General features: G+C 75.1%; 16 protein-coding genes. 9 read left to right on the forward strand and 7 right to left on the reverse strand.

Annotated features, from left to right (window positions below; translation table 11 throughout):
• Positions 1-186: 186 nt before the first annotated feature.
• From FB380_RS21285 to FB380_RS21295, 3 genes are read left to right on the forward strand one after another with little or no spacing between them, the layout of a single operon-like run.
• Complete coding sequence (locus FB380_RS21285; protein ID WP_166757376.1) at positions 187-480, forward strand: metal-sensitive transcriptional regulator; 294 nt, start codon at positions 187-189, stop codon at positions 478-480.
• A 39-nt stretch (positions 481-519) separates the two neighbouring features.
• Positions 520-726, forward strand: coding sequence for a heavy-metal-associated domain-containing protein (locus tag FB380_RS21290; RefSeq protein WP_229682289.1), 207 nt, complete (start codon positions 520-522; stop codon positions 724-726).
• On the forward strand, positions 723-3011 hold the full coding sequence (locus FB380_RS21295; protein ID WP_166757377.1) for a heavy metal translocating P-type ATPase: 2289 nt from the start codon (positions 723-725) through the stop codon (positions 3009-3011). Before FB380_RS21290 ends, FB380_RS21295 begins: the two co-directional genes overlap by 4 nt.
• A gap of 27 nt (positions 3012-3038) precedes the next feature.
• Here FB380_RS21295 and FB380_RS21300 read toward each other — a convergent pair whose 3' ends face one another.
• Complete coding sequence (locus tag FB380_RS21300) at positions 3039-3659, reverse strand: TetR/AcrR family transcriptional regulator (RefSeq protein WP_166757378.1); 621 nt, start codon at positions 3657-3659, stop codon at positions 3039-3041.
• A 122-nt stretch (positions 3660-3781) separates the two neighbouring features.
• Between FB380_RS21300 and FB380_RS21305 the strand changes: the two genes are divergently transcribed.
• Complete coding sequence (locus tag FB380_RS21305) at positions 3782-4861, forward strand: EAL domain-containing protein (protein ID WP_166757379.1); 1080 nt, start codon at positions 3782-3784, stop codon at positions 4859-4861.
• 128 nt (positions 4862-4989) lie between these two features.
• Here FB380_RS21305 and FB380_RS21310 read toward each other — a convergent pair whose 3' ends face one another.
• Entirely contained in the window at positions 4990-5589 is a 600-nt protein-coding gene (locus tag FB380_RS21310) for a histidine phosphatase family protein (protein WP_166757380.1), read from the reverse strand.
• The gene (locus FB380_RS21315; protein ID WP_208383937.1) at positions 5582-6868 is read right to left on the reverse strand and encodes an MFS transporter; all 1287 of its coding nucleotides are present in this window, start codon (positions 6866-6868) and stop codon (positions 5582-5584) included. Before FB380_RS21315 ends, FB380_RS21310 begins: the two co-directional genes overlap by 8 nt.
• A 167-nt stretch (positions 6869-7035) precedes the next feature.
• Here FB380_RS21315 and FB380_RS21320 point away from each other — a divergent pair, with 167 nt between their 5' ends.
• Together FB380_RS21320 and FB380_RS21325 are read left to right on the forward strand one after the other, a co-directional pair.
• Positions 7036-7890 carry an aldo/keto reductase gene (locus tag FB380_RS21320; RefSeq protein ID WP_166757381.1) on the forward strand — a complete coding sequence of 285 codons (855 nt, stop codon included), beginning with the start codon at positions 7036-7038 and terminating at the stop codon, positions 7888-7890.
• 80 nt (positions 7891-7970) lie between these two features.
• Positions 7971-9125: an acyl-CoA dehydrogenase family protein gene (locus FB380_RS21325; protein WP_166757382.1), complete on the forward strand. Its 1155-nt coding sequence runs from the start codon at positions 7971-7973 to the stop codon at positions 9123-9125.
• A 67-nt stretch (positions 9126-9192) separates the two neighbouring features.
• Here the strand turns inward: FB380_RS21325 and FB380_RS21330 are convergent, their stop codons facing one another.
• Genes FB380_RS21330 through FB380_RS21345 form a run of 4 tightly spaced genes read right to left on the reverse strand, consistent with a single transcriptional unit; the run spans position 9193 to position 13490 of the window.
• The gene (locus FB380_RS21330; RefSeq protein ID WP_166757383.1) at positions 9193-10272 is read right to left on the reverse strand and encodes an NAD-dependent epimerase/dehydratase family protein; all 1080 of its coding nucleotides are present in this window, start codon (positions 10270-10272) and stop codon (positions 9193-9195) included.
• 30 nt (positions 10273-10302) lie between these two features.
• Entirely contained in the window at positions 10303-12120 is a 1818-nt protein-coding gene (locus FB380_RS21335; protein ID WP_229682288.1) for a SpoIIE family protein phosphatase, read from the reverse strand.
• A gap of 26 nt (positions 12121-12146) precedes the next feature.
• Complete coding sequence (locus tag FB380_RS21340) at positions 12147-12992, reverse strand: alpha/beta fold hydrolase (protein WP_166757384.1); 846 nt, start codon at positions 12990-12992, stop codon at positions 12147-12149.
• 54 nt (positions 12993-13046) lie between these two features.
• Positions 13047-13490, reverse strand: coding sequence for a PPC domain-containing DNA-binding protein (locus FB380_RS21345; RefSeq protein ID WP_166757385.1), 444 nt, complete (start codon positions 13488-13490; stop codon positions 13047-13049).
• A 223-nt stretch (positions 13491-13713) separates the two neighbouring features.
• Here FB380_RS21345 and FB380_RS21350 point away from each other — a divergent pair, with 223 nt between their 5' ends.
• From FB380_RS21350 to FB380_RS21360, 3 genes are read left to right on the forward strand one after another with little or no spacing between them, the layout of a single operon-like run.
• Positions 13714-15501, forward strand: coding sequence for a thiamine pyrophosphate-requiring protein (locus tag FB380_RS21350; protein WP_166757386.1), 1788 nt, complete (start codon positions 13714-13716; stop codon positions 15499-15501).
• Between the two features lie 3 nt (positions 15502-15504).
• The gene (locus FB380_RS21355) at positions 15505-18594 is read left to right on the forward strand and encodes an FAD-binding and (Fe-S)-binding domain-containing protein (protein WP_229682287.1); all 3090 of its coding nucleotides are present in this window, start codon (positions 15505-15507) and stop codon (positions 18592-18594) included.
• Positions 18594-19727, forward strand: a complete 1134-nt coding sequence (locus tag FB380_RS21360) for an enolase C-terminal domain-like protein (protein ID WP_166757387.1) — start codon at positions 18594-18596, stop codon at positions 19725-19727. The genes FB380_RS21355 and FB380_RS21360 overlap by 1 nt, the downstream gene beginning before the upstream one ends.
• Positions 19728-19742 lie beyond the last annotated feature (15 nt).

Genomic DNA, 19742 nt, shown 5'->3' on the forward strand with positions numbered 1-19742 from the left:
ACCGGTCGCACCGTCGAGCTGGGTGACCTGTAGAACGCCGCGTACTCCTCCCCGGAGCTGGTGACCGTGGGCACCTGGACCCCGAGCGCCGGCACCGGCGGCTGTCCGGAGGAGGACGACCGGGTCTGCCTGCCGGTCGACTGACCGCACTTGCCAGGGGTACCCCCTGGGGGTATGTTCTTCGGCATGACGGGCTACGCCGGCAACAAGGACCAGGTGCTCGCGCGCCTCAAGCGGGTCGAGGGCCAGGTCCGCGGCATCGCGCGGATGGTCGAGGACGACACGTACTGCATCGACGTCCTCACCCAGGTCTCCGCGGCCACCAAGGCACTCCAGGCGGTCGCGCTCAACCTGCTCGACGACCACCTCGGCCACTGCGTCCGCGACGCGGTGGCCAGCAGTGCCGACGACGACGGTGCCGCCGCCGAGGAGAAGATCGCCGAGGCCTCGGCCGCCATTGCCCGGCTCGTCCGTTCCTGACCCACCACCCCTGACCCGCCGAACGAGGAGAGAACCACCGTGCAGACCCTGGACTTCACCGTCACCGGCATGACCTGCCAGCACTGCGTCGCCTCCGTCACCGAGGAGGTCACCGAGCTCGCCGGCGTGCAGGAGGTCGACGTCGACCTGGCCACCGGCCGGCTGCACGTCGTCGGCGACGTCACCCCCGACCAGGTGCAGGCCGCCGTGGCCGAGGCCGGCGACTACACCGCCCAGCCGGCATGAGCGCCGGGCCCCAGGCGGAGCCGTCTGCAGCCGGGGGCCCGGCCGACGGGCGCCCCGTCGCCCAGGAGGAGGTCCGCCTCGACATCACCGGCATGACCTGCGCCAGCTGCGCGAACCGGATCGAGCGCAAGCTCAACAAGCTCGACGGCGTGCAGGCCAGCGTCAACTACGCCACCGAGGCCGCGACCGTCCGGTTCGACCCAGCCCGGGTCGAGGCCGACCAGCTGGTGGCCACGGTGGCGGCCGCCGGCTACTCCGCGGCGCTGCCGGCCCCACCGGTCGCCGAGGACGCCGCCGCGGTGGCCGACGAGACGGCGGCCCCCACGCCCGAGGCGGCACTGCGCCAGCGGCTGCTGGTCAGCGCCGCGCTCACCCTGCCGGTCCTGGTGCTGTCCATGGTCCCGGCGCTGCAGTTCGACAACTGGCAGTGGCTCGCGCTCACGCTGGCCAGCCCGGTCGCGGTGTGGGGCGCCTGGCCGTTCCACCGCGCCGCCGTGGTCAACGCCCGGCACGGCGCCAGCACCATGGACACCCTGGTCTCGATCGGGATCAGCGCCGCGTACCTGTGGTCGCTGTGGGCGCTGTTCCTCGGCGACGCGGGGATGCCGGGCATGCGGATGGAGTTCACGCTCCTGCCCGAGCGCGGCGCCGGCACGCACGAGATCTACCTGGAGGTCGCCGCGGCGGTCACCGTCTTCCTGCTGGCCGGCCGCTGGGCCGAGGCGCGGGCCAAGCGCCGGTCCGGTGCCGCGCTGACCGCACTGCTGGAGCTCGGGGCCAAGGACGCCGCCGTCCTACGGGACGGGCGCGAGGTCCGGGTGCCGATCGGCCAGCTCGTCGTCGGCGACCGGTTCGTCGTCCGGCCGGGGGAGAAGGTCGCCACCGACGGCCTCGTCGTCAGCGGCAGCTCCGCGGTCGACCTGTCGATGCTGACCGGGGAGAGCGTGCCGGTCGAGGTCTCCGCCGGCGACCGGGTGACCGGTGCGACGGTCAACGTCGGCGGCCGGCTGGTCGTCGAGGCCACCCGGGTCGGCACGGACACGACACTGGCCCAGCTCGGCCGCCTGGTCACCCAGGCGCAGAGCGGCAAGGCCCAGGTGCAGCGGCTGGCCGACCGGGTCTCGGCGGTGTTCGTCCCCGTCGTCCTGGTCATCGCGGTGGCCACCCTGGTCACCTGGCTGCTGGTGACCGGTGACGTGACGGCCGCCTTCACCGCCGCGGTCGCGGTGCTGGTGATCGCCTGCCCCTGCGCCCTGGGGCTGGCCACGCCCACCGCGCTGCTGGTCGGCACCGGGCGCGGCGCCCAGCTCGGCGTGCTGATCAAGGGCCCGGAGGTGCTGGAGAGCACCCGCCGCGTCGACACCGTGCTGCTGGACAAGACCGGCACCGTCACCACCGGGCAGATGAGCCTGGTGCAGGTGGCCGGGCACCCGGAGACGCTGCGGCTGGCGGCGGCCGTGGAGGCCGGGTCCGAGCACCCGATCGCCCGGGCGATCGTCGCCGATGCCGGTGAGCTCCCCGAGGTCGAGGGGTTCGCCAGCGAGCAGGGGATCGGCGTGCAGGGCCGGGTCGAGGGCCGGGACGTCGTCGTCGGGCGCACCTCGGCCATGCCGGGGCCGGTGGCGGCCGACCTGGCCGCGGTGGTCGAGCAGGCCGAGCAGGCCGGGCAGACCGCCGTCCTGGTCGCCGTGGACGGCGCGGTCGCCGGGGTCTGCGTCGTCGCCGACACCGTCAAGCCCACCAGCGCCGCCGCGATCGGCCGGCTGCGGGAGCTGGGGCTGGCGCCGGTGCTGCTGACCGGTGACAACGCCCGAGCCGCCGCGGCGGTCGCCCGCTCGGTGGGGCTGGACCCCGACCGCGGCGAGGTGGTCGCCGGGGTGCTGCCCGCGGGCAAGGTCGACGTCGTCCGGGACCTGCAGGACCGGGGCCGGGTGGTCGCCATGGTCGGGGACGGCGTGAACGACGCGCCGGCGCTGGCCCAGGCCGACCTCGGGCTGGCGATGGGCTCGGGCGCCGACGTCGCGATCGAGGCCAGCGACCTGACCCTGGTGCGGGCCGACCTGGATGCCGCGGTCGACGCCGTCCGGCTGTCCCGGCGGACCCTCGCGGTGATCAAGGGCAACCTTTTCTGGGCGTTCGCCTACAACGTCGCCCTGGTGCCGCTGGCCGCCCTGGGGTTCCTCAACCCGCTGCTGGCCGGGCTGGCGATGGCGGCGTCCTCGGTGCTGGTGGTCACCAACAGCCTGCGGCTGCGGGCCTTCCGCTCGAGCGCGCCGGCGGCCTGAGGCCGCCGGCGCGGGCCGGGGCGCGGTTCACGCCGCGCGGCGGGCCTCGATCAGCGGCAGCACGACGTCGGTCAACACCTCGTCGGCGAACTCGACCGAGACCGGCTCCCCGCCGAAGAGCCAGCGCTGCAGGATCGGCGAGCTCGCCGTCGAGGCCACCGCGGTGCCCAGCGCGGCCGGGTGCACCTCGCCGCGGGCCTCGGCGCGCTCCCACACCTGACGGAACGTCGAGCTCCAGACCTCCATGGGGCCGCTGTGGAAGGCCTCGCGGAGCTCCGGCTCGTGCGGCAGGGCCGACAGCAGCGACAGCGTGGCCGCGCCGAGCGGGCCGTTGACCGCGTCGACCAGCCAGCGCAGCAGGAGCCGCAGGTCCCCTTCCAGCGAGCCGGTGTCGGGTGGCTCGATCGACTTCTGGCTCAGCTCGGCCACCGCGTCGGCGACCAGCTCGGACTTGGTCCGCCAGCGACGGTAGATCGTGGCCTTGCCGACGCCGGCGGACGCAGCGACGGCGTCCATGGTCAGCGCCGCGTAGCCGGACTCGGCCAGGACCTGCAGGATCGCCGACCGGATGGCCCCGTCGCGGGAGGGGTCGCGCGGCCGGCCGCCACGGCTGCGGCGTGCAGCGTCGTCGGGGGTGAGGGGAGGCACACCTGGCACAGTAGCCGTGTTGATCTTCGACGGCGTGTGATCTCCCCTGCGCTGGGGACGGGTGGGACACCCGGTCCGCGCGCCTGCGTGGTCGTGGCGTCACGGTCGGTCATCCTGCAGCGGTGAACGGGCCTGCCGACGTCGTCCGTCCCTCCTGGGAGACCCCTGAGCGTGCCCGCCGGCTGCTGCTGGCGAGCACCCTCGACCACGTGCTGCCCAGCATCTCCCGGGTCGCCGGGGCGATGGGGCTGCGGCTCGGCACCGCCCCCGGCCTGCTGGACGTCGTGGACGACGAGGGCGGCCGGCGGATCGACCGGCTGTTCCAGCGGCTGGCCCGCGAGCTCACCGCCGCCGAGATCGAGGCCGTCCGGGTGACCACCGACCCGCCCAGCGACGGTGTCGCCCTGGCCACCCGGCTGCTGACCGCGCCCACCCTCGCCACCGAGCTCGCCCGGCGGGGGGTGACCGTGGAGATGGCCCTGCTCACCGACGCGGAGCTCTGGCCGGTCTACCAGCCGATCATGTCCCTCACGACCGGCGGCATGGTGGGCCACGAGGCGCTGCTGCGCGGCCGGGTCGACGGACGGGAGGTCGGCGGCGGCGACCTGTTCTTCCTCGCCGAGCGGGCCGGCTGGCTGCGCCGGCTGGACCGGGTGGCCCGCGAGGCCGCCATCCGCGGCGCGGCCGGCTGGCTGGGCAGCGCGGACCTCTACGTCAACTCCGACCCGGCGGCGGTCCACCGGCCCTCGGTGTGCCTGGCCAGCACCGAGCGGGCGGTGCACGACAGCGGCATCGACCCCCGGCAGCTGGTGTTCGAGGTGGTGGCCTCGCACGCGGTGATCGACCATGAGCACCTGCTCTCGGTGCTCGAGCACCACCGGACCCTGGGCTGGCGGGTCGCGCTGGACGACGTCGGCGTCGGCTGGTCGAGCCTGGCGCTGGTGAGCGTGGTGCGCCCCGACGTCGTCAAGCTGAGCAAGACCCTGGTCTCCCGGCTGCACGAACCCGGAGCCCAGGCCATCGCCCGGGCGCTCGCCGAGCTGACCCACCTGCAGGGCGGGGTCGTGGTGGCCGAGGGCATCGAGTCCGAGCGGGTCGCGGACCAGGCGCGCGCCGTGGGGGCGGACCTGGGTCAGGGCTGGCTGTTCGGCCGGCCGGTGCGCCCCGAGCCCGAGGCCGAACCCGAGCTCGCCTTCGCCTGATCGCCCCGCCCGCCGTTGCAGCGTCGATCAGGTGCCCTGATCCAACGCTGGCCTCCCGCACCAACGTCGGTGCGGGAGGCCAGTTTTCGATCAGGTGACCTGATCGATGACTGGGGATGGCGGGGCCGTCAGGGGCAGCCGGTGTTCCAGCCGGTCAGCGCCGGCCACTCGTGCTCGAAGCCGAGCGTGCCGTAGCGGCCGGTGGCCAGCGGGAACAGTGCCCCCCGCTCCGGGTCGAAGCCGAGCCAGCGGGCGGCCAGGACGCGGAGGACGTGGCCGTGCGCCACCAGGGCGACGTCGCCGTCGGCGAGCAGCGGGCGGGCCTTCTCCAGCACCCGGTCGACGCGCTCGGCCACCTGCGCCAGCGTCTCGCCGGGGGAGTCGCCGGGCACCGTGCCGTCGTGCCACAGCGACCACGAGTGGCCGACCCGGTCGCTGATCTCCGGCGTCGTCAGCCCCTCCCAGCCGCCGTAGTCGACCTCGACGAGGTCCGGCTCCAGCTGGGCGTCGATGCCGTCGTCGAACAGCCCGGCGAGCTCGGCGGTGTGCCGGGCCCGGACCAGCGGGCTGACGAAGGCGTGCGTGATCTCCCGCGCCCCGAGCACCGAGCGCAGCCGCCGGCCGTCGTCCTCGCCGTTGGGCAACAGCGGCAGGTCGGTCAGGCCGGTGTGCTGCCCGCTCGCGCTCCACTCGGTCTGTCCGTGCCGGACGACCACCAGCTCACCCACGGTGTTCCTCTCCCGCGGGGACCGGTACCGGCCCCGCCTCGGTCTCTGCCTCGGTCCGGCCACCGGCGGACGCCGTGCCGGCCACCGCCATGACGACCACTGCCCCCAGGATGACCAGCAGTGGCGCGCTCCAACCGCCGCTCGCCTCGTGCACGGCGCCGATGACCAGGGGGCCGCTCGCCGCCACGACGTACCCCCCACCCTGCACCATCGCCGACAGCCGACGGTTCTCGGTCAGGTCCCGCGACCGGCGGACGATCGCGATGAAGACGACGGTGATGCCGCCACCCTGGGCGATGCCGGCCAGCGAGCACCACAGTGCCCACAGCGACGGGGCGGTCAGCAGCCCCAACGGCAGCGTCGCCCAGACCGCGGTGACCGCGAGCAGCACGAGCGACGGGCGCCGCCACCAGGCCACCAGCGCCGGCACGGCGAAGGCGCCGACGACGGCGAACACCTGGAACAGTGCGGAGCTGGCCCCGGCCGCCGCCCGGGTCATCCCGTTCACGTCGGCCAGCAGGGTGGGCAGCCAGGCGGTCGCGCCGTAGTAGCTGAACGCCTGGCCGGCGAAGGCGAGCGTCAGGCCCCAGGCCGCCGGCTGCCGCCAGACGGAGCGGCCGGGCGCGACCGCGGCCGGCGGCGGTGGCGCGGTGCCCGCCGCCTCGGCCGCGGCGGTGCGGGCCACCTGCTGGCGCAGTGCGGCGGTCCAGACGGCGGCGGCGACCACCACCAGGAGTCCCCAGGCGGCCAGTGCGGCCTGCCAGCCGACCAGGTCGGCGAGCGGAGCGGTGAGCGCGGAGGTGAGGGTGGAGCCGACGTTGAGCGCCGCCGTGTAGGCGGCGGTGACCACGTTCGTGGCACCGGGGAAGTCCCGGCCGATGACCACCGGGACGACGACGTTGCCGACGGTGATGGCCAGGCCGATGACGACCGTGCCGGCGATCGCGGCGGTCGGGCTGCCCAGCGAGCGCAGCAGCGTGCCGGCGAGCACCCCGGCCATCGAGACGACGACCGCCCGGTGGACCCCGGTGCGCGCGATGAGCAGCGACGCCAGCGGGGCGGCCAGCCCGAAGCAGAGCACCGGGATGCTGGTCAGGAGCCCGATCGTGCCGGTGGAGACCCGCAGGTCGGCCCGCATGGCGTCGACCACGGGGGCGACCGCCACGAGTGGTCCGCGGAGGTTCAGCGCGACCAGCACCACGCCGGCCAGCAGCAGGAGCGGCACGGTCGCCGTCGTCGCGGCCCGCCCGCTCGGCCGCGCCAGGCCACCTCGTTGCACCGGTCCACCTTCCTCCAGCCGGGGGTGCCGCTCGACGGCGGGGGAGTGCGGGTGGCGCCGGTCACAGTCGGCCGGGCCGGGAAGGGTCGGCGTCCGGATCACCTTGTGCACGACGAGACCCGCAGGCACGAGCGCGGGCACCGGACAGTCGATGCGCAGGAGGACCCATGACCACCGCCACCACCCCGCTGACCTTCGACCTCGGTGGGGACCTCACCGTCCACCGCCTCGGCTACGGCGCGATGCAGCTGACCGGTCCCGGCGTATGGGACCAGCCGGCCGACCGGCCGGGCGCCCTGAAGGTGGTGCGGGCCGCGATCGAGGCGGGCGTCGACTTCATCGACACCGCCGACTCCTACGGCCCGCAGGTCAGCGAGCAGATCATCGCCGAGGCGGCGTTCCCCTACCCGGACGGGCTGGTCATCGGCACCAAGGCCGGCCTGACCCGCACCGGTCCCGGCGTGTGGCCGGTCTGCGGCCGCCCCGAGTACCTCACCCAGCAGGTCGAGCTCTCGCTGCGCAACCTCAAGGTCGACCGGATCGACCTCATCCAGCTGCACCGGATCGACCCGCAGGTTCCGCTCGCCGACCAGCTCGGGGCCTTCGCCGACCTCAAGGAGCAGGGCAAGGTGCGCCACATCGGCGTCTCCGAGGTCTCCGTCGAGGAGCTGAAGGCGGCCCGGGAGATCACCGAGATCGTCAGCGTGCAGAACCTGTACAACCTGACCAATCGGCAGTCCCAGGACGTGCTGGAGTACGCCGAGGCCGAGGGCATCGCCTTCATCCCGTGGTTCCCGATCGCGACCGGTGACCTGGCCAAGCCCGACAGCCCGGTCGCGGCGGTGGCCGAGGAGCTCGACGCCACCCCGTCGCAGGTCGCGCTGGCCTGGCTGCTGCAGAAGTCCCCGGTGATCCTGCCGATCCCGGGCACCAAGTCGGTCGACCACCTGACCGAGAACCTCGGCGCCGCGCAGCTCACGCTGTCCACCGACGAGATGGCCCGGCTCGACGCGCTCGCCTGATCGACACCCCGTCCGTCCCCCGGACGGACCCCTGGACCCCCGGTCGCGCACCCTGCGGCCGGGGGTCCAGCATGTCCGGCATGGACGCCGATGTCTTCCGCCAGGTCCGGGACGCCGTTCGCCAGCTGGTGCGGGAGGTGGTCGTACCCCGCGAGGAGGAGATCGACCTCGACGACCGGATCCCCGACGAGCTGCGGGCTGCCGCGGCGGAGATGGGCCTGTTCGGCTACGCGCTGCCGGAGGAGCACGGCGGCCTCGGCGTCAGCATGAGCGAGGACGTCCAGCTGGCCTTCGAGTTCGGCTACACGACGCCGGCGTTCCGGTCGCTGTTCGGCACCAACAACGGCATCGCCGGGCAGGTGATCGCCAAGTTCGGCAACGAGGAGCAGCAGAAGACGTACCTGCCGCGGCTGGCGGCCGGTGAGCTCATCGGCTCCTTCGCGCTCACCGAGGCCGAGGCCGGCTCCGACCCGGCCGGGCTGCGCACCACCGCCCGCCGGGACGGCGACGGGTGGGTGATCAGCGGCGGGAAGCGCTACATCACCAACGCGCCGATCGCCGACCTGTTCGTCGTCTTCGCCCGCACCGACCCGGCCGAGCGCGGCGGCCGCGGCATCTCCACCTTCGTCGTGGACGCGACGGCTCCCGGGGTCACGGTCGGCCCGAAGGACAAGAAGATGGGCCAGTCCGGCGCCTGGACCGCCGAGGTGTTCTTCGACGACGCCCGGGTCGACGCCGGTGCACTGATCGGCGAGGAGGGGCGCGGCTACGCCAAGGCGCTCACCGTGCTCTCCCGCGGGCGGCTGCACATCGCCGCGCTGTGCGTCGGGATGGCCCAGCGGGTGCTGGACGAGTCGGTCGCCTACGCCGCCACCGCCAAGCAGGGCGGGTCGCCGATCGGCCGGTTCCAGCTGGTGCAGGCGATGCTCGCCGACATGCACACCGAGCTGCTGGCCGCCCGCAGCATGGTGGTCGACGTCGCCGCCCGGTACGACTCCGGTGAGGACACCTCGGTCGGCCCGTCGGCGGCGAAGCTCTTCTGCAGCGAGATGGTCGGCCGGGCCACCGACCGGGCCGTCCAGGTGCACGGCGGGCTGGGCTACCTGCGCACCACCCCGGTCGAGCGGTTCTACCGGGACGCCCGGCTGTACCGGCTGTACGAGGGCACCAGCGAGGTGCAGAAGGTGATCATCGGCGGCGCGCTGCTCCGCGCCGCCGGCATGCCGCGTAGCTGAGGAAGGCCCCCTCGCCCCCACCGCTCGCGGCGGGTCCCTGCGAGGCTGGCGGAGCGAGAGGCCCTCCTCAGGCGGGGGTGTGCTCCGGTCCGGTGCCGCCGTGCAGCAGCGGGCCGGTGTGGCCCTGCCCGCTGCTCAACGCGGCCACGAACTCGCGCAGCAGGTCGCCGCCGCGGTGCCGGGCGGTCCACTCCAGCTCGGTGCGGGCCTTCAGGGTGTCCAGGGGCGGCACCCCCAGCCCCAGGTCCAGCCAGCCCGGCTCGATCTGCAGCAGGTGCGCGAGGAACGCCGCCTGCATGCCGGTGCGCAGCACGACAGCCGGGACGGGCACCCGCCGCACGCCGAGTGCGCGCGCCAGCCCGTCGGCGTCGAAGTTGGGCGGGGCCGTGAGGTTGAACGGCCCGGGCGCGCGGCGGTCGACGATCCGGGCGATCGCGTCGGCCACGTCGTCGGCGTGCACGAAGCCGAGGTGCAGGGAGCTGGGCAGCGGCAGCGGCAGCAGCTTGGCCACCGCGCCGGGCAGGGCCCGGGCAGCCGGGAAGAAGACCGGGCCGAGGAAGTACCGGCCGATCTCGCTGGCGGCGTCGGGCTGCAGCACCAGCGTCGGGCGGGTCACCGAGACGGTGACGTCGGGATGGGCGGCGTCGAAGTCCCGGACCAGCTGCTCGCAGGCCGACTTCTGCCGGCTGTACTGCGAGCTGGGAACGCCGGTGGTGGGCCAGTCCTCGCGCACCGGGTCGGTCTGCGGGCCGGCGGCGTAGGTGCCGATCGAGGACATGTGCACCACGTGCCGGACGCCGGCGGCACCGGCGGCGGCGAGCACCCGGCGGGTGCCCTCGATGTTCACCGCGTGCAGCACGTCCGGCTCCCGGTCGGGGATCAGCGCCCAGGCCAGGTGGACGACGGCGTCGACGCCGTCGAGGAACTCGGCCAGCACCGGCTCGCTGTCCGGGGAGCCCAGGTCGGCGCGGAACCAGCGCACCCCGGCGTAGGGCTCCTCCTCCGGGGGCCGGCGGCGGGCCAGCCCGCGCACCTCGGCGACGCCGGTGTCGGCCAGGGCGCGCAGCACCGCCGTCCCCACGTTGCCGCTCGCGCCGGTGATCGCCACGGTCATGCCCCGGAGGAGTCCGGTGTCCAGTTCAGCCATGTCCCCGGCGCTACCCGCGTGGTCCGGCCGTCACCCGTCGCCGGTCGGGCGGGCCGGCCCCGGGGGGCGCGGGCGGTCCTCCGGGTGGAGCCGCACCGCGATCAGGGCGACGTCGTCGGCGACGCTCGCGGGGACCAGCCGGGCCAGCAGGGTGTCGCACAGCTCGTCCACCGGCCGCCGGCCGAGGTCGGCGACCGCTGCCTGCAGCGCGGCCAGGCCCTGGTCCAGGTCCGCGCCGCGCCGCTCGACGAGGCCGTCGGTGTAGAGCAGCAGGGTGGCGTCGTCCGGCAGCGCGGCTTCGTGGCCGGCCCGGACGGCGTCGGCGGAGACGCCGAGCATCAGGCCGGGCCGGGTGTGCAGCACCGTGCTCGTGCCGTCGGGGGCCAGCAGCAGCGGCGGGAGGTGCCCGGCGCTGGCCCACCGCAGCAGGCGCGTCGCGCCGCCCGGCAGGTCGGGCCGCCGCTCGATCCGGGCCAGCACCGCGGTGGCGAGGGTGCTGACGTCGAGGCCGCGTGCGGTCTGCTCGACCCGGCGCAGGACGGCGGGGAGGTCGCCGCCGCCGTCGTAGGCCAGGGCACGCATCAACCCGCGCCACTGGCCCATCGCCGCGGCCGCGCGGCTGTCGTGGCCGACGACGTCACCGATCACCACGACCGTGGAGCCGTCGGGCTGCCGGAAGGCGTCGTACCAGTCGCCGCCGACCTGGGCGCCGTGCGCGGCCGGCTGGTAGCGGACGGCGACGTGCAGGTGGTCGGGCTCCGGTGGCGGGGTGAGCAGCGCCTGCTGCAGCCGGTCCGACAGCGCCCGCTCCTGCGCCGCCTGCTCCTCGAGCCGGCGCAGCTCGGCGGCCTGCTCGGCGGCGGCCCGCCGGTCGGTGAGGTCGCGGAAGGAGACGACGACACCGGTGACGGCGCCGTCCTCGATCGTGGGGACGGCGACCAGCTCGACCGGCACCGGGGTGCCGTTCCTGCGCCAGAACACCTCGTCGTCGGCGGTCACCGGGACGCCGGTGCGCAGCGCGCGCCAGATCGGGCACTCCTCGCGCGGGTACGGGGAGCCGTCGTGGCGGCGGCCGTGGATGAGGGCGTGCTGCTCACCGCCCAGCTGCTCCGCGCGGCTGTGGCCGGTGATCCGGACGGCGGCCGGGTTGACGAACTCCACCCGGCCGTCGGTGTCCAGCCCGTAGATGCCGTCCGCGGTGTTGGCCAGCACCTTCTCCGAGAGCTCGAGCGCCCGGGACAGCTGCGCCTCGACCGCGCGCAGGTGGGCGACGTCGGCCGAGCGGGCCGCGTCCAGCCGGCGCAGCGCCTCGGCCTCCTCCTGCGCGGCGGTGGCCCGGGCGGCGGTGCGGGCGGCGGCCAGCCGGTCGGTGACGTCGGTGCCGTTGGGCAGCAGGTAGGCCGTCCCGGTGGCCTGGTCGTGGACCAGCTGCAGGGTCAGGTCCAGCGTCCGCTCGCTGCCGTCGGCGTGGAACCAGGGGGTCTGGGCGCGCACCGGGGCGCCGCCGGCGGCCACCTCGGCGCACCAGGCGCGGACCCGGTCGGCCACCGCGGTGCTCCCGCTCCACCAGCCGGTGGCCCAGAACGGCCGGCCGACCTGCTCGGCCGGCGCGAGGCCGCTGCCCTCGAAGGCCTGCCGGTTGGCGGCGAGCAGGGTGCCGTCGGTGCGGCAGATCGCCAGCAGCGCGAGGGTCGTGTCGTCCAGGGCGCGGAACCAGGCCGGCGCGCCGCCCACGGCGACGGCGCCGTCGGCCGGGAGGCCGGGCTGGGGGTGGTCGATGACGGCTCCTGGTCGGGGTGTCGCGGGGTGTCTGCCGGCGTGCTCGACGACGAGCATGCCGGGGCCCACCGACGATCGGTGCGGACGGGGGCCGGTCAGCGGCCGGGCGTCCCCGCCGCGCGCACGTGCGCGGTCACCAGCTCCGCGGTCCGCTCGGCGGCGAGCTCGGGGACCCAGTGGCCGACGTCCTCGAGGACCTCCAGGGCGTAGGGGCCGGCGACGAACCCGGCGGTCGCCTCGGTGGCGGCTCGGCCGAGGAAGGGGTCGCGGGCACCCCAGACGTGCAGGGTGGGCACGCGCACCGTGCCCACCGGGGTGCCGCCGGCCAGCGGCAGCGCCCGGTACCAGTTCAGCGCGGCGGTCAGCGCCCCCGGCTCGCGCATCCGCGCGACGTAGCGGTCCACCAGGTGTTCCGGCAGCCCGCCGGAGCGCAGCGTCCGGCGCAACACCGCGCCCCGGCCGGCCAGCAGCACGGCCTCCGGCACGGCGGGCAGCTGGAAGGCGCCCACGTAGGCCGACCGCACCGCCTGGTCGCTGTGCCCCAGCGCCTGGCTCATCGCCGCCGGGTGTGGCACCGACAGTGCGGTCAGCGTGCGCACCCGCCACGGGTGCCAGGCGGCCAGGGCCCACGCCGCGATGCCTCCCCAGTCGTGGCCGACGACGTGCGCGCTGGGCAGGCCGGCGGCGTCCAGCAGCGCCAGGACGTCGTCGACGACCGCCCGCAGCCGGTAGGCCGACCGCCCGGCCGGCCGGGCGCCGGGGGAGTAGCCGCGCTGGTCGGGCGCGAGCGTGCGCAGCCCGGCCGAGTGCAGGGCCGGGCTCACCCGGTCGAAGGCGCCGGCGTCCTGCGGGAAGCCGTGCAGCAGGACGACGGGCTCGCCGTCGGCCGGCCCGGAGTCGCGGACGTCGAAGACCAGCTCGCCGTGGCGGAAGGTGTCCATGCTCAGCTCACTGCCCGCTCCGCGCGCCCCTCACGCGGGCGCCGGACCGTGCCGTCAGGAGGCGTCCGGGTCGATCAGCGCGAGACCGGAGGCCGGGTCGTGCCGGCGCTGCAGGTGGGTCGCCCCGGTGGTGACCACCACCTCGAGGGTCGGCCGGGTCACCGCACGCAGCAGGTGCCCGCCGACGGTGGACCCGTCCCGGCGGCCGCAGACCACGTGCGCGTGCACCTGCCAGCCGCCCTCCCCGTCACGGGTGACGTCGCCGGCCAGGGTCAGCACCTCGACCTGGTCGGGCACCGGGATCTCGACGTACTCCTGCGCGTCCAGGTCGTACCAGCCCAGCGTCGCCGAGGAGAAGGCGCCGATCGCGGTGAAGGAGCTGCCCGGCAGGTCGTTCTCCTCGGCCCAGCCGGTGAGCCCGGCCAGGACCTCGTCGCCGGTGTCGAACACCACGGCGTGCTGCCGTGGCGGGCCGTCGGTGAGCAGTCGCGTCCGCACCCGCCTCACCCGCCCGGCCGGGCGATCGGTGCGCTCTCGGGCGGCGGGGGACCGTGCTCGCGGTACCGGTGTCCGGGCATGGCGACGGCCTCCCTGTCGTGATCCAGGTCACCTCCACCGTACGCGCCGGGGCCGGCCCGATTCCCGGCCGCTCGTCGTTTCCGCTCCCGGGTCAGGGGTAGGCGGTCGGAGGACGATGACGTCGACGCGAGGGGATCTCGCCATGAGTCGCACGGTCGCTGACGTCCTGCTGGACCGACTCCACGAGTGGGACGTCGAGAAGGTCTTCGCCTACCCCGGGGACGGGATCAACGGGATCCTGGCCTCCTTCGGCAAGCAGGACGACCTGCAGTTCATCCAGTCCCGGCACGAGGAGATGTCCGCCTTCGAGGCGGTCGGCTACGCCAAGTTCACCGGCCGGGTCGGCGTCTGCCTGGCCACCTCCGGCCCGGGCGCCATCCACCTGCTCAACGGGCTGTACGACGCGAAGCTCGACCACGTGCCGGTCGTCGCGATCGTCGGGCAGACCGACCGCAGCGCCATGGGCGGTTCGTACCAGCAGGAGGTGGACCTGCTGTCGCTGTTCAAGGACGTCGCCCACCACTACGTGCACGTGATCAACGTGCCCGAGCAGCTGCCCAACGTCCTGGACCGGGCCATCCGGACCGCGATGGCCGAGCACGCCCCGACGGCGATCATCATCCCGGCCGACGTGCAGGAGCTGGAGTACAGCCCGCCGACGCACGAGCACAAGATGGTGCCCTCCAGCCTGGGGCACACCTCCTCCCCGACGGTGCTCCCGGACGACGCCTCGATCCGCGCCGCCGCCGACCTGCTGAACGCCGGCGGGAAGGTCGCCATGCTGGTCGGCCAGGGTGCCCGGGGGGCCCGAGCCGAGGTGGTCGAGGTCGCCGACCTGCTGGGCGCCGGGGTGGCCAAGGCGCTGCTGGGCAAGGACGTGCTCCCCGACGACCTGCCGTTCGTCACCGGGTCGATCGGGCTGCTGGGCACCCGCCCGACCTGGGACATGATGAAGGACTGCGACACCCTGCTGACGGTCGGCTCGAACCTGCCCTACAGCGAGTTCTTCCCCGAGTACGGCCAGGCCCGCGCCGTGCAGATCGACCACGACGCGAAGTACATCGGGATGCGCTACCCCTACGAGCTGAACCTCGTCGGTGACGCGGCGGCCACGCTGCGCGCGCTGATCCCGTTGCTGGAGCGCAAGCAGGACCGGTCCTGGCGGGAGGGCATCGAGGACGGCGTCCGGCGGTGGTGGGAGACCGTCCACATGCGGGCGATGACCGACGCCGACCCGGTCAACCCGATGCGGCTGTTCTGGGAGCTGAACGACCGGTTGCCCGGCAACGCGATCGTCACCGCGGACTCCGGGTCGGCGGCGAACTGGTACGCCCGGCACCTGCGGTTCGGCCCCGACAACCGGGGTTCGCTGTCCGGCACGCTGGCCACGATGGGCCCCGGCGTGCCGTACGGCATCGGCGCCAAGTTCGGCCACCCGGACCGGCCGGTCATCGCCTTCGTCGGGGACGGCGCCATGCAGATGAACGGCATGGCCGAACTCCTCACCATCTCCCGGTACTGGCAGGAGTGGACCGACCCGCGGCTGGTCGTGGCGGTGCTGCACAACAACGACCTCAACCAGGTGACCTGGGAGATGCGGGCGATGGGCGGGGCGCCCAAGTTCGCCGACTCGCAGACCCTGCCCGACGTCTCCTTCGCCGCCTTCGCGCAGGGCCTCGGCTTCGAGGGGATCACCGTCGACGACCCGGCCCAGGTCGGGCCGGCCTGGGACCGCGCGCTCTCGGCGGGCCGGCCGGCGGTCATCGACGTGATCTGCGACCCCAACGTCCCGCCGATCCCGCCGCACGCGACGTTGGACCAGATGACCGAGACCGCCAAGTCGCTGTTCAAGGGCGACGAGGACGCCTGGGGAGTGGTCAAGCAGGGCGCCAAGACCAAGATCCAGGAGTTCCTGCCGCACCGGAGCTGAGCCGTGGCCACCACCGACCTCCCCGACCCGCGCAGCGTGTGGCCGCGTCCCGCCGGAGGGCGGGACGTCGACGTGGCCGCGCTCGAGGGCGACCTGGCCCGCCGGGTCCACGGCGAGGTGCGCTTCGACGCGGCCACCCGGGGCGCGTACTCCACCGATGCCTCGAACTACCGCACCCCGCCGCTGGGCGTGGTCGAGCCCCGCACGGTGGAGGACGCGGTCGAGGCGGCGGCGGTCTGCCGCGAGCACGGGGTCCCGCTGCTCTCCCGCGGCGGCGGGACCAGCCTCGCCGGCCAGACCACGAACGCCGCCGTCGTCCTGGACTGGAGCCGGCACTGCAACCGGCTGGAGTCGGTGGACGTCGAGGGTCGCACCTGCGTCGTCGAGCCGGGCATGGTGCTGGACCACCTCGACGACCGGCTGGCCGAGCACGGGCTGACCTGGGGTCCGCAGCCGGCCACCCACTGGACCTGCACGGTCGGCGGGATGATCGGCAACAACTCGTGCGGGTCGTCGGCGCAGGTGTACGGCAAGGCCGTGGACAAGGTGTCCCGGCTGGAGGTCCTCCTCGCCGACGGCACCCGGATGTGGGTGGGCCCGACGCCGGACGAGGAGCACGCCCGGATCGTGGCGGCCGGTGGCCGGCGCGCCGAGCTCTACGCGGGCCTCCGCCGGCTGCGGGACGAGCACCTGGCGCGGATCCGCACCGCGTACCCGCAGATCCCGCGGCGCGTGTCGGGCTACAACCTGGACTCGCTGCTGCCGGAGAACGGCTTCGACCTGGCCCGGGCCCTGGTCGGCAGCGAGGGGACGCTGGTGACCGTGCTGCGCGCGGAGCTGCTGCTCTCCGAGCTGCCCGGGCACCGGCGGCTGGTCGTCCTCGGGTACCCGGACGTGGTGACCGCCGGCCGGGAGGTCACCCGGGTGCTGCCCTGGCGCCCGCACCGGCTGGAGGGCGTCGACGACGTGCTGCGCCGGAACCAGGCCGAGGAGGGGATGAACCCGCGGGCGCTGGAGAAGCTGCCCGAGGGGGGCGGCTGGCTGCTCGTCGAGCTCGCCGACGACGACCCCGACGAGCTCGGCCGGCGGATGGACGGGCTGGTCGCCGACGTCTGCTCGGCACCGGAGCCGCCGTCGGTGCTGGTGCTGGAGGACCCCGAGGAGCAGGCCGACCTCTGGGCGTTCCGGGAGGCCGGGCTCGGTGCCACGGCGCACCCGCCGAGCGGGCGCAACACCTGGCCCGGCTGGGAGGACTCCGCGGTGGCGCCGGAGGACCTGGGGCCCTACCTCGCGGATCTGCACGACCTGCTGGACCGGCACGGGCTGACCCCCGCGTCGATGTACGGGCACTTCGGGCAGGGCTGCGTGCACCTGCGCATCCCGTTCGCGCTGGGTGCCCCCGGCGGCGCCGCGGGCTACCGGTCCTTCCTGGAGGAGGCCGCGGACCTGGTCACACGCTACGGCGGCTCGCTGTCCGGCGAGCACGGTGACGGCCAGGTCCGGGGTGAGCTCCTGGGGAGGATGTTCCCGCCGGAGCTGATCGGCGCGTTCGAGCAGGTGAAGCGCCTCTTCGACCCGGAGAACCGGATGAACCCGGGCAAGGTGGTCGCCCCCCGGCCGCTGGACGCCGACCTGCGGCTCACCACCGCCTTCCCCGCCTGGGAACCGGAGGTGGTCTTCGGCTACCCCGAGGACGGCGGCTCCTTCGCGCAGGCCGCCGCCCGCTGCGTCGGCGTCGGCAAGTGCCGCGCGACGCTGGGCGAGGGCGCCGAGGGCGCGGTGATGTGCCCGAGCTACCAGGTGACCGGCGACGAGGTGCACTCCACCCGGGGGCGGGCCCGGCTGCTGTTCGAGATGCTCCGCGGCGACGTCATCCGGGACCGGTGGCGGTCCACCGCCGTCCGGGACGCCCTGGACCTCTGCCTGGCCTGCAAGGGCTGCAAGAGCGACTGCCCGGTCGACGTGGACATGGCGACCTACAAGGCCGAGTTCCTCTCCCACCACCACGCCGGCCGGCTGCGCCCGCGCACCCACTACTCGCTGGGCTGGCTGCCCCTGGCGGCCCGCCTCGCGGCGCTGGCGCCCGGGGTGGTCAACGTCGCCACCCAGACCCCCGGGCTGCGCCGGCTGGTGCAGGCCGTCGGCGGGATCACCCCCGAGCGGGAGCTGCCGCTCTTCGCCTCCCGGCGGTTCACCCACTGGTACCGGGAGCGCGGACCCCGGGGGGACGGCCGGCGCGGCGAGGTGCTGCTCTGGCCGGACACCTTCACCGAGTTCTTCCACCCGGCCATCGGCCGGGCGGCGGTGACGGTGCTGGAGGACGCCGGCTTCCGGGTGCGGCTGCCGGAGCAGGAGCTGTGCTGCGGCTTGACCTGGATCTCCACCGGCCAGCTGGGCGTGGCCTCCCGGGTGCTGCGCCGCACGGCGCAGGCGCTCGGCCCCGCAGTGCGGGACGGGGTGCCGGTGGTCGGGCTGGAGCCCAGCTGCACCGCGGTGTTCCGGGCCGACGCCCCCGAGCTGCTCCCCGGGGACGACGACGTGCGCCGGCTCGCCGAAAGCACCCGCACCCTCGCCGAGCTGCTCGCCGAGCGGGCGCCGGACTGGGCCCCACCGGCGGCGGAGCGGGCGGCGATGGTGCAGACCCACTGCCACCAGCACGCGGTCATGGGCTTCGACGCCGATCGCGAGCTGCTGGCGAAGGCCGGGCTGGACGCCGACGTGCTGGACTCCGGCTGCTGCGGGCTCGCCGGGAACTTCGGCTTCGAGCGCGGTCACCACGAGGTCTCCATGGCCTGCGGTGAGCAGGTGCTGCTCCCAGCCGTGCGGGACGGCGACCCCCGGTCGGTGGTGCTCGCCGACGGCTTCAGCTGCCGCACCCAGATCGAGCAGGGCGGCACCGGGCGGCAGGCGGTGCACTCCGCCGAGGCGCTGGCCGGCCTGGTCGAGGGGGCGCGGCTGGCCGAGCACCCCGAGCAGGTGCTGGCCGACCGCCCCCGACCGCCCGGCCGGGCCGCCCAGGGCGCGGCGCTGCTCGCCGTGGCCGGGCTGGGGTGGGCGGCGGCGAGCAGCGGACTGCGGCGGGTGCGCGGCTGATGCCCGGGAGCCGTGCGAAGCGCCGCGGGGCGCCGTCCGACCCGCGGGTCGACGCCCTGGAGGTCGCCGTCTACCGGCTGCCCACGGACCGCCCGGAGGCGGACGGCACGCTGAGCTGGGACGCCACCACCGCCGTCGTCGTGCACGCCTCCGGCGGCGGCGTCACCGGGGTCGGGTGGACCTACGCCGACGCCGCCGCGGCGACGGTGGTCCGCGGTCTGCTCGCCGGGGTGGTCCTCGGCTGCCCGGTGCTCGACCCGCCCGCCGCGGCGTCGGACATGGCGCGGGCGGTCCGCAACGCGGGCGCGCCGGGTCTGGTGGCGATGGCGATCTCGGCGGTCGACGTCGCCCTGTGGGACCTGAAGGCGCGACTGCTCGACGTTCCGCTCACCGGCCTGCTGGGTGCCGTGCGCGCCGACGCCGCGGTCTACGCCAGCGGCGGCTTCACCAGCTACGACGACGCCACCACCCGCGACCAGCTCGCCGGTTGGCTGGCCCGCGGCCACGACCAGGCCAAGATCAAGATCGGGGAGTCGTGGGGGACGGCCGTGCCCCGGGACCTCGCCCGCACCCGGCTGGCCCGGGAGGTGCTGGGGGACGACGCCGCCCTGCTCGTCGACGCCAACGGCGGCTACACCGCCAAGCAGGCCGTCCGGGTCGGCGGGGAGCTCGACGACCTCGGCGTCGTCTGGTTCGAGGAGCCGGTCTCCTCCGACGACCTGGCCGGGCTGCGGCTGGTCCGGGAGCGCCTCGACTGCGACGTCGCCGCTGGGGAGTACGGCGCCCGGCTGCCGGACTTCGCGGCACTGTGCGGCGCGGGGGCGGTCGACTGCCTGCAGGTGGACGCCAGCCGCTGCGGCGGCGTGACCGAGTGGCTGCGCGCCTGTGCCGTGGCCGCCGGGCACCAGCTGGAGGTGTCGTCGCACTGCGTGCCCGCCCTGCACGCGCACCTGGGGCCGGCGACGCCGAACCTGCGGCACCTGGAGTGGTTCCACGACCACGAGCGCTTCGAGCGCCGGCTCTTCGACGGGGTCGTCGAGCCGGCCCACGGCCGCGTCCGGCCGCCGGCCGACGCCCCCGGCCTGGGGCTGACGGTGCGCAGCCAGGACGTCGAGGACCTCCGCATCGGCTGACCGCGGTCACCGGTG

Source organism: Modestobacter marinus (assembly GCF_011758655.1).
GTDB classification, from domain to species: Bacteria; Actinomycetota; Actinomycetes; order Mycobacteriales; family Geodermatophilaceae; genus Modestobacter; species Modestobacter marinus.